Below are 13,139 nucleotides of genomic sequence, written 5' to 3'. Positions count from 1 at the left end.
GGTTCAACCCTGGGTAAAGATAAAGTCGGCAGGCAGCAACGCGCGCAGGCGCACACGAATGGCCGCCACTTGTTCGTCAGTGTACGGCCGGGCCGGATGCTTGCCCCACACCGGCGCAGGCCACGCAGCATCATCACGCTTGCGTACGATCACATGCACGTGCAATTGGCTGACGACATTGCCCAGCGCACCGATATTCATCTTGTCGGCGCCCAGGCCTTCGTTGAGTAACTGCGCCAGCAACGTAGTTTCCTTCCAGAGGATCTGTTGATCTGCGACATCCAGCTGAAACACTTCGCTGATACCGTTGATGCGCGGCACCAGGATGAACCACGGGTAATTCGAGTCATCGGACAGCAGCAGGCGGCACAACGGGAAGTCCCCGATCACCAGTGTGTCTTGTTGCAGGCGTTGGTCTAAGGCGAACACCACGGGCACTCCGTTTGGCAGGTCAGGTTCTGGCGCCCAGCATACCTTTGAATGCGGGCGGCTTCACGGCGAATGCGGGAGAGCCCCGGCGCATCCGGAGAAAAAAACCGCACCCTTTCGATGCAGGCGAATAATTGAGCTACGCTAACTCGGGCCTCACCGGGATGCACCAAAATGACCCACTTGTGCCTCAAAGAGATCCGCCAACTACCCACCCATGGGGGTGGACCGGTAACGTTTTTCTCGGGCAAGGTTTTTTTGCACCCCCGAACAGCGGTAACACACGGGCGTCAAGCCCAAACCAAACGGCGTAAAAAGCCCGTGCTTATGCGGTTTTTACCACGTCGTAACGTTTTTCACGAAAAAATGACATTCAGTTACCGATTTGGGCGCGCTTGTTGCATTCACCCCCCTATCGTCGACAACGGCACCTGCAGGGAAGTGAGTGTTTCGCGATAAATAACAGTGGCGTTTCAATGTATACCAAGGAAGACGACAAACGCTGAAAGGCGTTTGAAAACAGCATTGAAGTTGTCAGTCCCGTTACATTCGGACTGTGAATTTGCGACATGGAACTAGCAATTTACGACAGCCTCGTAAAGAAGCTGAAAGGAAAGATGGGTAAGTATCGTCAATAGAGTCTGCGTGATATAACTTTGCGCCGACACAAAAAAGAAAGAGCCGCCCAGATAAAAATACAGGTGGGACGGCAGTACTCTTCCTAAAACCAAAGGAGCAAATCACGATGCGCGTGATGAAGTGGAGCATGATCGCCCTGGCTGTTTCAGCAGGCACCTCGCAGTTCGCAATGGCGTCCGCCCAGGACGATTCCAAGGGCTTTATCGAGGACAGTACAGCCAGCATTCTGACACGGGCCCTGTATTTCAGCCGTGACCGCCGTAACCACGGTGCAGAACAAAGCCGTATCGAAGAAACCGGCCTCGGCTTCCACGGCCTCTTCAGCTCGGGTTACACCCAAGGCACCATCGGTGTCGGTGTCGACGTGATCGGTCTGCTGGGCGTCAAGCTGGACAGCGGCAAAGGCCGTGCCGGCACCGGTCTGTTCCCAGAGGGTTCCGACGGCCGTTCGCAGGATGACTACTCCAAAGGCGGCGCAGCCATCAAGTTCCGTATGTCCAATACGGTCCTGAAGATCGGTGATCAGTACACCACCGCTCCAGTGTTCGCTTCCGATGACAGCCGTTTGCTGCCGGAACTGCCGCAAGGCATCTCCATCACCAGCAACGAAATCAAAGATCTGAAACTGGAAGCCGGTCACTTCACCTCGATCGTTGCTCAGGATCAAACCTACCGCGACAGTATCGCCAGCTCCGAACCAGGCTCGAGCCGTGGCCTGCGAGACGCCAACTTCGTCGGCGGTGTGTACTCCTGGACCCCAGAGTTCACCACCAGCCTCTACTACTCGAAAGTGGAAGACTACTGGAAGAAGATCTACGCCAACGTCAACTGGACCCACGCGCTCAGCGATGACCAGTCCGTGGCTGTCGACTTCAACATCTACGACACCAAGAGCGACGGCGCCGGCCTGGTACGTGCTGACAAAGACAGCACCACCAAGCTCGACAACCGTGCGTTCAGCCTGCAAGGCGCGTACACCATTGGCGCTCACACCTTCACCCTGGCAGCACAGAAGGTCAGCGGCGACGGCCAGTACGGCTACGGCGTAGACGGTGGCGGCACGATTTTCCTGGCCAACTCCATCGCCCGTTCCGACTTCAACGCTGAAGACGAGAAGTCCTACCAGGCTCGCTATGACCTGAACATGGCGACCTTTGGTATCCCAGGCCTGAGCTTCATGACTCGTTATGTGAAAGGTACTGGCGCCAACACCTCGACCACTAACAATGGTAAAGAGTGGGAACGCGATATCGAAGCCAAATACGTGATCCAGAGCGGTCCAGCCAAAGACCTGAGCCTGCGCGTACGTCAAGCGACCTATCGCTCGTCTGATCAGGTTTACTCGGGTTCCCTCGACGAACTGCGTCTGATCGCGCAATACCCGCTGAACATCTTGTAATTGCCGGTTCAATTACAACGATGACTTAAGGCCCCGGCCTTAAACAAAAAAGCCGCTCCCCTGTTTACAAGGGAGCGGCTTTTTTATTGCAGTTTTATTTCAGCGAATAAATAACTAGCAAGCTAACTAACGAGATTCAGATGACACGTTTAACCTGACCTTTCGGCCAAGTTAAACGCGCTTCTTTCACTTACTTCGGAGCTGCTTCCTGCATCACTCGAATAACGCGCTGCGGAAATGGAATATCAATCCCCGCTGCCTTTAAACGATCACGCGCCAGTTCATTCAGCATGAACACTACATCCCAATAATCCGGGGTATTGGTCCAGCAGCGCAGGGAAACCGTGATCGAGCTATCGCCCAAGGTCGACACCACGGCCACCGCAGCAGGATCCGTCAGTACGCGCGGATCTTTTGCCAGGTCCAGCAGTACTTCACGGGCCTTTTGCAGATCCGCCTCGTAGTCCACACCCACGTCAAACACCACCTTGCGGGTCGGCTGACGGTTGGTGTTGGTGATGATGCCGTTGGACAGGATGCCGTTGGGTACGATGACAGTCTTGTTGTCGCCGGTGCGCAGCACGGTGTGGAAGATCTGGATACTGTCGACGGTCCCGGAAGTGCCCTGGGCTTCGATCCAGTCACCAATGCGGAACGGGCGGAACAACAGGATCAGCACCCCACCGGCAAAGTTGGCCAGGCTGCCTTGCAACGCCAGGCCGATGGCCAGGGTAGCGGCACCGATGGCGGCGACGAACGAGGTGGTCGCCACGCCGATCATCGAGGCCACGCTGACAATCAGCATGACTTTCAGCGCAATGTTCGCCAGGCTGGTGATGAAGTGCTGCAGCGCCAGGTCCGCGTTACGCATGGCCAGCAGACGGCCCACACGATGGGTCAATACGTTGATCAGCCACCAGCCAATGGCCAGGGTGATTACCGCCAGCAACACCCGGCTGCCGTATTCCATGATCATCGGGATCCATGACTGCGAGGTCTTGATCAAGTGATCCATTTCAGCGTTTAAATCCATGTAGCTTCTCCTGTGTGGCAGATGTGCGGCTTACTGACTGCCTGAAAACGCAAATGAGCCCCGTAGGGCTCAAGTGCAGGCGCTGGCTCTGGGGCGTGGGACGCCGAAAACGTCCACAGGTTCCCCACTGTGCCATCAGTCGCGGAAGTTATTGAACTGCAGCGGCATGTCGAAGGTCTTGGCGCGCAGGGCGGCAATGGCCTCCTGCAGGTCATCACGCTTCTTGCCGGTGACACGAACCTGCTCACCCTGGATGGCAGCCTGGACTTTCAGCTTGGCATCCTTGATATGGGCGACGATCTTCTTCGCCAGCTCCTTGTCGATACCTTCCTTGAGTACGGCTTCCTGCTTCATCAGCTTGCCGGAGGCGTAGGCGTCCTTGATTTCAAGGCACTGCGCGTCGATCTTGCGCTTGACCAGCGACAACTTGAGTATCTCGATCATCGCTTCCAGCTGGAAATCGGCTTCAGCGGTCAGGTTGACGGTCAGTTCCTTTTCCTTGAATTCGAAGCTGCCCTTGCCTTTCAAGTCATAGCGGCGGTCCAGCTCCTTGACGGCGTTCTCGACGGCGTTGGTGACTTCGTGTTTGTCCAGTTCAGATACCACGTCGAACGAAGGCATGTGATTTCTCCAATATAAGGGGCGGGTTCAGTAGAGATGGAGCGCGCCCGAGCTAAAATGCCGGGGCATTATAGCGGTTCTTTCGTCCCGTTCACTGTGAGCGACCCTACGGAGCAAAAACTGATGTCGACCACCTGGCATATTCTCGGCGCGGGCAGCCTGGGCACACTGTGGGCCACCCGCCTGGCTCGTGCCGGCTTGCCCGTCAGGTTGATCCTGCGCGATGCCAGGCGCCTGGCCAGCTACCGGGCTTCACCCGGCTTGACCCTGGTGGAACACGGCGTCGCCCATACCTACCCGGTGTTGGCTGAAACGCCCGACAGCCCCGAGCCGATTCATCGCCTGCTGGTAGCGTGCAAGGCCTACGACGCCCAGGGCGCTGTCGCACAACTGCAACACCGTCTGGCACCGGACGCCGAGCTGATCCTGCTGCAGAACGGCCTCGGCAGCCAGGACGCGGTGGCCGCGCAACTGCCCCAGGCGCGCTGCATTTTTGCCTCCAGCACCGAAGGCGCGTTTCGCGACGGTGACTGGCGCGTGGTGTTCGCCGGCCATGGCTACACCTGGCTGGGAGACGCGAGCCACCCTACTCCGCCGCTGTGGCTGGATGACCTGCACGCTGCGAGCATCCCCCACGAATGGAGTACCGACATCCTGACGCGCCTGTGGCGCAAACTGGCGCTCAATTGCGCGATCAACCCGCTGACGGTGCTTTACCAGTGCCGCAACGGCGAACTGCAGAGCCATCAATGTGAAGTCGCGACCCTGTGTGCCGAACTTGGCGAACTGCTGGAATGCTGCGGCCAACCCGCCGCCGCGCGGGATCTGCACCAGGAAGTGGAACGGGTCATCCAGGCCACGGCCGCCAATTATTCCTCCATGTACCAGGACGTGGCCAACGCCCGCCGCACCGAGATCAGCTACTTGTTGGGCTATGCTTGCCAGGCGGCCGCCCGTCACCAATTGAGCCTGCCCCATGTGCAACAGCTGCAAGTGCGCCTGGTCGAGCAGTTACTTGCACGCGGATTGCCCCGCGACTGAACCACGCGCTACCCTGCCCGCCTGTCTATCACCTGGGAAAACCCTGATGCCGCTGCGCCAGCGTCTAGAAAACCTACCGGTCGGGCAGAAACTGCTGGCCGCCCTGCTGGTGCTGCTGACCACCGTCCTGCTGGTGGCTAACCTGACCTTTATCAGCGCCGCCTACTGGATCTCCCAGGAAAGCATGGCGCCCCAGGCCTTGCAGGCCATCGGCCGGCTGGTGTCCAACCCGGCCCTGGCCGCCGAAGCCCTTGAATCCCCAGCCAAGGCCGATGCGCTGCTCAATGAACTGACCAGCTATTCTCCCCTGCGCGCCGCCGCCCTGTACGACGGCGAAGGCAATCGCCTGGCGCAGATGCAACACGGCGATCGCCTGCACCTCCCGGACAACTACCGGCATATCGAAGCCTGGCGAGTGACCGAATTTCGCAGTAACCAGGTCATCACCCTGCCCCGCCCCGGCCAACCGTCCGGCCACCTGCTGCTGGTGGCCAGCAGTGAGCTGCCGGTGGCCTTCTATACCGGCACATTGACGGCGAGCCTGGGCATCCTGATTTTCAGTGTGCTGCTGTGGTTGATCATCGCCCGGCAAATCAAACGCCTGATCACCCGGCCGATCCATGAACTCGAAGAGCTGTCACGCCAGGTCACCCGCGAAGAGAACTACGCCCTGCGCGCCGGCCCAGGCAACCACGACGAAATCGGCAGCCTGGCCGAAGCCTTCAACACCATGCTGTCGCGCATCGAAGCCCGGGAGCAGCAGCTCAAGCGCGCGCGGGACGACTCCCAGGCGGCCTACGACCAGGCACAAGGCCTGGCCGAAGAGACGCGCCACACCAACCGCAAGCTGGAGCTGGAAGTCCAGGTACGCAGCAAGATCGAGAAAAAGCTCACCGGTTTCCAGAACTACCTGAACAGCATCATCGACTCGATGCCTTCGGCACTGATCGCCCTGGACGAACAGCTCTACGTCACCCAATGGAATCAGGAAGCCACGGCTCTGTCCGGCACGCGCCTGGATGAAGCGCTGAATCAACCGATCTACCTCGCCTTCCAGCCGCTCAAGCCGTACCTGCCGCAGATCAAGGCCACGGTGGAGCAACACACGGTGGAACGCATCGAGCGCGTCACCTGGGTCAAGGACGACGAACCCAAGCATTACGCCCTGACCTTCTACCCGCTGATGGGCGGTGCCGGGCGCGGCGTAGTGATCCGTATCGACGACATCACCCAGCGCCTGTCACTGGAAGAGATGATGGTGCAGTCGGAAAAAATGCTTTCCGTCGGCGGACTTGCCGCCGGCATGGCCCACGAGATCAACAACCCGCTGGGGGCGATCCTGCATAACGTGCAGAACATTCGTCGGCGCCTGTCCCCTGACCTGCCCAAGAACCTGGAACACGCCGAGCAGGTGGGGGTTGAGCTGGACACCGTCAACCGCTACCTGCAAAGCCGCGAAGTGCCGCAACTGCTCGACGGTATCCAGCAGGCGGGGGCACGGGCGGCGAAAATCGTCACCCACATGCTCAGCTTCAGCCGCCGCAGCAACCGGCAGATGGCGCCTTGCGACTTGCCGGCGCTGATCGACCAGGCGGTAGAAATCGCCGGTAACGACTTTGACCTGGCCATTGGCTTCGATTTCAAGGGCCAGGCGATCATCCGCCAGTTCGACCCGCAACTGGGCCCCGTGCCCGGCACGGCCAACGAACTGGAACAGGTGCTGCTCAACCTGCTGAAAAACGCCGCCCAGGCCATTCATCTGCGCGAAGACGACAGCGAACCGGGGCGCATCATCCTGCGCACGCGCCTTAACCCACCGTGGGCGGAAATCCAGGTGGAAGACAATGGCATCGGCATGAGCGAAAACGTGCGCAAACGCACCTTCGAGCCGTTCTTTACCACCAAGGAAATCGGCCAGGGCACCGGGCTTGGGCTGTCGGTGTCGTACTTCATCATCACCAACAACCACAAGGGCCAGATGGAGGTGCATTCCACCCTCGGCCAAGGCACCTGCTTCACCTTGCGCCTGCCCCTGGCGGGCCAACTGCCACCTTACGAACTCACCCAACTGGAGCACTGACCATGGGCTTTCGCCTGTCGAAGATTTACACCCGCACCGGCGATAAAGGCGAAACAGGCCTCGGCGACGGCCGCCGCGTGCCCAAGGACCATCCCCGGGTGGAGGCCATCGGCGAGGTCGATACGCTCAATAGCCAGTTGGGGTTACTGCTGGCGTATCTCGAAGCCCTCGGCGGACAGCATCCAGGCTTACAGGACGTGATCGAGGTGCTTACGCCTTGCCAGCATCGATTGTTCGATCTGGGTGGGGAGTTGGCAATGCCGGAGTACAAGGCATTGAACGCGGCGGAAGTGGATCGGCTGGAAGCGGCGATCGATCGCTGGAACGAAGAGCTCGGGCCCCTGGAGAATTTCATCTTGCCCGGTGGTTCAGCGCTGATTGCCCAGGCCCATGTGTGCCGCAGCCTGGCGCGCAGTGCCGAACGGCGCTGTCAGCATTTGAATGCTGTCGAGCCGTTGGAAGGGGTGGGGTTGGCGTATATCAATCGGCTGTCGGATTTGCTGTTTGTGGCGGCAAGGGTGATTGCCAGGCGCCAGGGTGTTGCAGAAGTGTTGTGGCAGGCGGCGGCGAAGCCGCACTGATGATGATTCGGTGACTGATAGGGCCTCATCGGGGGCAAGCCCCCTCCCACACTTTGATCACATTCCAAAGTTGGAACCCGGTCGAATGTGGGAGGGGGCTTGCTCCCGATAGGGCCCTTCAGAACAGCATCAAACCTCAGGCCAGAACGCCCGAATCCCTGCGATACCTTGAGCGCCGGCTTCCCAAGCCTGTTCCCGCTCAGCAGGCCCTACCCCACCCAATAGAAACACCGGTTTGCTGAACCCACGGATCAACTCTGCCGCCTGCTCCCAGCCCAACGGCTGCGCATCGGGATGGGTCTGGGTCGGCTGCACCGGCGACAGCGTGACAAAATCCACGTCCATCAACTCCGCCAACGCCAGTTCTTCCGCGTTATGGCATGACGCCGCCAACCAGCGGTCCTTCGGCAACGGCCGGCCCTTGCTCGCATACTTGCGCAGTTGGGCCGAAGTCATATGCCAGCCGGCCGCCGGGAAGTCCCCGAGCCATTCAAACGGACCCTTGAGCATCAACTGCGCCTTACCGGCGCACAGGCCCACCGCATCTACCGCAAGATCGCGGTATTTGGGGTCGTAACCGTTGGGCGCCCGCAACTGAATCAGCTTGATGCCACCGGCGATAGCCTTCTGGATCCCGCGCAGGAGCGTGGGCGTTTCCAGCTCGCCCGGCGTGATCAAGTAGTCGGCCGGCAAGCGCGCAGCCGCCACGATTGGCGCATTGGCGGCCGGGAACTCATAGTGGGGCAGATCGCGCGGGGTCACCCATTCCAGCGGTTGTCCCTCGGCGCCGTGGGGCTCGCCGGTAAAGGCCGAGACTTCCCAGACATCCAGCAACACCTGCTTGTCCGGGTAGTCATGTTGCACCTTGATCAGCGGTCGCGCCGTGGAGACCTGAATACCCAGCTCTTCCTGCAACTCACGGGACAGGGCCGTGGCGACCGACTCATCGGCCTCCACCTTGCCACCGGGAAACTCCCACAGGCCGCCCTGATGCTGGGTATCGGCACGGCGCGCCAGCAGGATCCTGCCGTCGACACCGCGGATCACCGCTGCTGCTACATGCACTCGTTTCACCGCGCTTATCCTCTTCTATCAGGTGCGGTATTCCGCATTGATCTTCACGTACTCGTGGGACAGGTCGGTGGTCCAGATGGTTTCGCTGCACTCACCGCGACCGAGCTCGATGCGGATAGTGATTTCTTCCTGCTGCATCACCGCCGAACCCTGGGCTTCGGTGTAGGTCTCGGCACGGGCGCCACGGCTGGCGATGCATACGTCACCCAGGAACACGTCGATCTTGCTCACGTCCAGGTCCGGCACGCCGGCACGGCCGACGGCAGCCAGAATGCGGCCCCAGTTCGGGTCGGAGGCGAACAGCGCGGTCTTGATCAGCGGCGAGTGGGCCACGGTGTAGCCGACATCCAGGCATTCCTGGTGGTTGCCGCCGCCGTTGACTTCAACGGTCACGAACTTGGTCGCGCCTTCACCGTCACGCACGATGGCCTGGGCCACGTCCATGCACACCTCGAACACCGCCTGCTTCAACGCCGCGAACAGCGGGCCGCTGGCTTCGGTGATTTCCGGCAGGTTGGCCTGGCCGGTGGCGATCAGCATGCAGCAGTCATTGGTGGACGTATCGCCATCAATGGTGATGCGGTTGAACGACTTGTTGGCGCCGTCCAGGATCAGGCTGTGCAACACATCGCGGGAAACCTTGGCGTCGGTGGCGATATAGCCAAGCATGGTGGCCATGTTCGGGCGAATCATGCCCGCGCCCTTGCTGATGCCAGTCACGGTAACCGTCACACCGTCGTGCACGAACTGGCGGCTCGCGCCTTTTGGCAGGGTGTCGGTGGTCATGATGCCGGTGGCGGCTGCCGCCCAGTTATCCACAGACAGGTCGTCCAGCGCGGCTTGCAGGGCGCCTTCGATTTTTTCGACCGGCAGCGGCTCACCGATGACGCCGGTGGAGTATGGCAGCACTTGGCTGGCGTCCACGCCGGCCAGTTGGGCCAGCTTGGCACAGGTACGTGCGGCGGCGACCAGCCCAGGCTCACCGGTACCGGCGTTGGCATTGCCGGTGTTGGTCAGCAGGTAACGAATCGAGCCGGCAACACGCTGCTTGGCCAGGATCACCGGCGCGGCGCAGAAGGCGTTGAGGGTGAACACGCCCGCAACGGTCGAGCCTTCGGCACAGCGCATCACCACCACATCCTTGCGCCCTGGACGCTTGATGCCGGCCGAAGCGATACCGAGCTCAAAACCGGCAACCGGGTGCAATGTGGGCAAAGGACCAAGACCAACAGCCATGAATGCGCTCCTTAAAAATAGGTGATGTCTGTGCCGTCGTGATCGACGGTGAAGTTAATGGCAAAACGCCGCGACGGCAGGGGCCGGTCGCGGCGCGGGGTGTAGCAGCGTCAGGCAAAAATCTTAGTTGATTTCGCCGTGGCAGTGTTTGTACTTCTTGCCCGAACCGCACCAGCACAGTTCGTTGCGGCCCAGCTTCTGCTCGTTGCGAACCGGGGTCTGGGCCAGGGCCACATCGACCTCTTCACCCAATACTTCAGGCGCTTCCAGACCGGGTGCCTCGTCGTGCTGGAACTGCATGCGCGCAGCCAGTGCCTCGGCCTCCTGGCGCAGGCGCGCTTCTTCCTCGATCGGGTCTTCGCGACGCACCTGAACGTGGGACAGCACGCGAATCGAATCGCGCTTGATCGAATCCAGCAACTCGGAGAACAGCGTGAACGACTCGCGCTTGTACTCCTGCTTCGGGTTCTTCTGGGCATAGCCACGCAGGTGGATGCCGTGACGCAGGTGGTCCATGGTCGACAGGTGGTCTTTCCACAGGTCGTCCAGCACACGCAGTACGATTTGCTTCTCGAAGGTGCGCAGTGCTTCGGCACTCGCCTGCTCTTCTTTCTCGTTGTACGCGGCCAGCAGCTCGGTCATGAGCTTCTCGCGCAGGGTTTCTTCGTACAGGTGGTCGTCTTCGTCGAGCCATTGCTGGACCGGCAAGTCGACACCGAAGTCGCTCTTCAACGCCGCTTCCAGGCCAGCGACATCCCACTGCTCAGGCAGCGATTGTGGCGGGATATGTGCGCTGACAGTGGCGTTGAGCACGTCCTGACGGAAATCGGCGATGGTTTCGCCAATGTTGTCGGCGGCCAGCAACGTGTTACGCATGTGATAAATCACTTTACGCTGTTCGTTGTTGACGTCATCGAACTCGAGCAGTTGCTTACGAATGTCGAAGTTACGGCCTTCTACCTTGCGCTGGGCCTTCTCGATGGCGTTGGTCACCATGCGGTGCTCGATCGCTTCACCGGACTGCATGCCCAGGGCCTTCATGAAGTTCTTCACCCGATCCGAGGCGAAGATACGCATCAGGCTGTCTTCCAGGGACAGGTAGAAACGGCTGGAACCGGCGTCACCCTGGCGGCCGGCACGACCGCGCAGCTGGTTGTCGATACGACGGGATTCGTGGCGCTCGGATGCGATCACCTGCAAGCCACCGGATTCCAGCACGGCCTGGTGGCGTTTCTGCCAGTCTGCCTTGATCTGGGCGATCTGCTCAGGGGTCGGATCGTCCAGCGAAGCCACTTCCACTTCCCAGTTGCCGCCCAGCAGGATGTCGGTACCACGACCGGCCATGTTGGTGGCGATGGTCAGCGCACCCGGGCGACCGGCCTGGGCGATGATCTCGGCTTCTTTTTCGTGGAACTTGGCGTTGAGGACCTTGTGCTCGATGCCTTCCTTGTTGAGCAGGTTGGACACGTGCTCGGAAGTCTCGATGGTGGCGGTACCTACCAGGATCGGACGGCCCTGGGCCATGCCGTCCTTGATGTCGTTGATGATCGCCGCGTATTTCTCTTCGGCGGTCAGGAACACCAGGTCGTTGAAGTCTTTACGGGCCAGCGGCTTGTTCGGCGGGATGACCACCACCGACAGGCCATAGATCTGGTGGAATTCGAACGCTTCGGTGTCGGCGGTACCGGTCATGCCGGACAGCTTGTTGTACAGGCGGAAGTAGTTCTGGAAGGTGGTGGACGCCAACGTCTGGCTTTCGGCCTGGATGTTGAGCATTTCCTTGGCTTCGATGGCCTGGTGCAGGCCTTCGGACAGACGACGGCCCGGCATGGTACGCCCGGTGTGTTCGTCGACCAGTACGACCTGGCCATCCTGCACAATGTATTCGACATTGCGATGGAACAGCTTGTGGGCACGCAGGCCGGCATACACGTGGGTCAGCAGGCCCAGGTTGTGGGCCGAGTACAGGCTCTCGCCTTCGGCCAGCAGGCCGATCTGGGTCAGCATGTCTTCGACGAACTGGTGACCGGCTTCGTTGAGTTCGACCTGGCGGGTCTTCTCGTCGATGGTGAAGTGACCTTCTTTGGTCACCACGCCTTCCACTTCCTCGATGTGCTGCTCAAGGCGCGGGATCAACTTGTTGATCTCGGTGTACAGGCGCGAGCTGTCTTCGGCCTGGCCGGAGATGATCAGCGGGGTACGGGCTTCGTCGATGAGGATGGAGTCGACTTCGTCGATCACGGCAAAGTTGAGTTCGCGCTGGAATTTTTCTTCCATGCTGAACGCCATGTTGTCGCGCAGGTAGTCGAAACCGAATTCGTTGTTGGTACCGTAGGTGATGTCGGCGGCGTAGGCGGCGCGCTTCTCTTCCGGCGGCTGGAACGGCGTTACCACGCCGACGGTCAGGCCGAGGAATTCATACAGCGGGCGCATCCAGTTGGCGTCCCGACGAGCCAGGTAGTCGTTCACCGTCACAACGTGCACGCCCTTGCCGGACAGTGCGTTGAGGTAAACACCCAGGGTTGCTACCAGGGTCTTGCCTTCACCGGTACGCATTTCGGCAATCATGCCTTCATGCAAGGTCATGCCGCCGATCAACTGCACGTCGAAGTGGCGCATGCCCATGACACGCTTACCGGCTTCACGGGCAACCGCAAAGGCTTCGGGAAGCAGCTTGTCGAGGGTTTCACCTTTGGCTATGCGGGCCTTGAACTCTTCGGTCTTGGCGCGCAATTGCTCGTCCGAAAGGGCAACCATCTGCTCTTCGAAGGCATTGACCAGCTGCACCGTCTTGAGCATGCGTTTGACTTCGCGCTCATTCTTGCTTCCAAAAAGTTTCTTTAACAAAGGCGCAAACATATCGGCAGGTTCTTCCACACATAGGGATGGAGGGCGCACCGTGAGTGGCCCGAGCAGCCCTCACGGCCGCATGCGAACGCGCATTCTACCCGGAATCGTGGGTGAGGAAAGTGGCGTTGTTCCCCGAGGCGGGCAAGGGGCTGTGAG

The 13,139-nt window shown here is 60.2% G+C and carries 10 protein-coding genes; 4 read left to right on the top strand and 6 right to left on the bottom strand.

All coding sequences use genetic code 11. The features are described 5' to 3' along the window. Nucleotides 1-3: 3 nt before the first annotated feature. Nucleotides 4-429: an HIT domain-containing protein gene (locus B9N88_RS18740; RefSeq protein ID WP_027605534.1), complete on the bottom strand. Its 426-nt coding sequence runs from the start codon at nucleotides 427-429 to the stop codon at nucleotides 4-6. 745 nt (nucleotides 430-1,174) lie between these two features. Between B9N88_RS18740 and B9N88_RS18735 the strand changes: the two genes are divergently transcribed. Further along, complete coding sequence (locus tag B9N88_RS18735) at nucleotides 1,175-2,467, top strand: OprD family porin (RefSeq protein WP_027605533.1); 1,293 nt, start codon at nucleotides 1,175-1,177, stop codon at nucleotides 2,465-2,467. Between the two features lie 190 nt (nucleotides 2,468-2,657). Here B9N88_RS18735 and B9N88_RS18730 read toward each other — a convergent pair whose 3' ends face one another. Further along, complete coding sequence (locus tag B9N88_RS18730) at nucleotides 2,658-3,500, bottom strand: mechanosensitive ion channel family protein (RefSeq protein WP_027605532.1); 843 nt, start codon at nucleotides 3,498-3,500, stop codon at nucleotides 2,658-2,660. A gap of 135 nt (nucleotides 3,501-3,635) precedes the next feature. Continuing rightward, complete coding sequence (locus B9N88_RS18725; RefSeq protein ID WP_003175814.1) at nucleotides 3,636-4,121, bottom strand: YajQ family cyclic di-GMP-binding protein; 486 nt, start codon at nucleotides 4,119-4,121, stop codon at nucleotides 3,636-3,638. A gap of 123 nt (nucleotides 4,122-4,244) precedes the next feature. On the opposite strand from B9N88_RS18725, the gene B9N88_RS18720 reads away from it, so the two are divergent. Genes B9N88_RS18720 through B9N88_RS18710 form a run of 3 tightly spaced genes read left to right on the top strand, consistent with a single transcriptional unit; the run spans nucleotide 4,245 to nucleotide 7,823 of the window. Beyond that, nucleotides 4,245-5,162: a putative 2-dehydropantoate 2-reductase gene (locus B9N88_RS18720; RefSeq protein WP_027605531.1), complete on the top strand. Its 918-nt coding sequence runs from the start codon at nucleotides 4,245-4,247 to the stop codon at nucleotides 5,160-5,162. Nucleotides 5,163-5,208: 46 nt separating this feature from the next. Beyond that, nucleotides 5,209-7,242 carry a sensor histidine kinase gene (locus tag B9N88_RS18715; RefSeq protein ID WP_027605530.1) on the top strand — a complete coding sequence of 678 codons (2,034 nt, stop codon included), beginning with the start codon at nucleotides 5,209-5,211 and terminating at the stop codon, nucleotides 7,240-7,242. Between the two features lie 2 nt (nucleotides 7,243-7,244). Continuing rightward, entirely contained in the window at nucleotides 7,245-7,823 is a 579-nt protein-coding gene (locus tag B9N88_RS18710; RefSeq protein ID WP_027605529.1) for a cob(I)yrinic acid a,c-diamide adenosyltransferase, read from the top strand. A gap of 129 nt (nucleotides 7,824-7,952) precedes the next feature. On the opposite strand, the gene B9N88_RS18705 is transcribed toward B9N88_RS18710, so the two are convergent. From B9N88_RS18705 to secA, 3 genes are all read right to left on the bottom strand, one after another. Continuing rightward, entirely contained in the window at nucleotides 7,953-8,897 is a 945-nt protein-coding gene (locus B9N88_RS18705; RefSeq protein ID WP_027605528.1) for a Nudix family hydrolase, read from the bottom strand. 18 nt (nucleotides 8,898-8,915) lie between these two features. Next, nucleotides 8,916-10,133 (bottom strand): bifunctional glutamate N-acetyltransferase/amino-acid acetyltransferase ArgJ, encoded by a 1,218-nt coding sequence (argJ, locus tag B9N88_RS18700; RefSeq protein ID WP_027605527.1) that lies wholly within the window; start codon nucleotides 10,131-10,133, stop codon nucleotides 8,916-8,918. Between the two features lie 123 nt (nucleotides 10,134-10,256). Further along, nucleotides 10,257-12,992, bottom strand: a complete 2,736-nt coding sequence (gene secA, locus B9N88_RS18695) for a preprotein translocase subunit SecA (protein ID WP_027605526.1) — start codon at nucleotides 12,990-12,992, stop codon at nucleotides 10,257-10,259. Nucleotides 12,993-13,139: the final 147 nt, after the last annotated feature.

Origin of the sequence: Pseudomonas sp. LAMO17WK12:I1, assembly GCF_900177315.1 — a bacterium.
GTDB classification, from domain to species: Bacteria; Pseudomonadota; Gammaproteobacteria; order Pseudomonadales; family Pseudomonadaceae; genus Aquipseudomonas; species Aquipseudomonas marginalis.
Note: the sequence above shows the minus strand (reverse complement) of the source record. Positions and strands in the feature narration are given on the sequence as shown.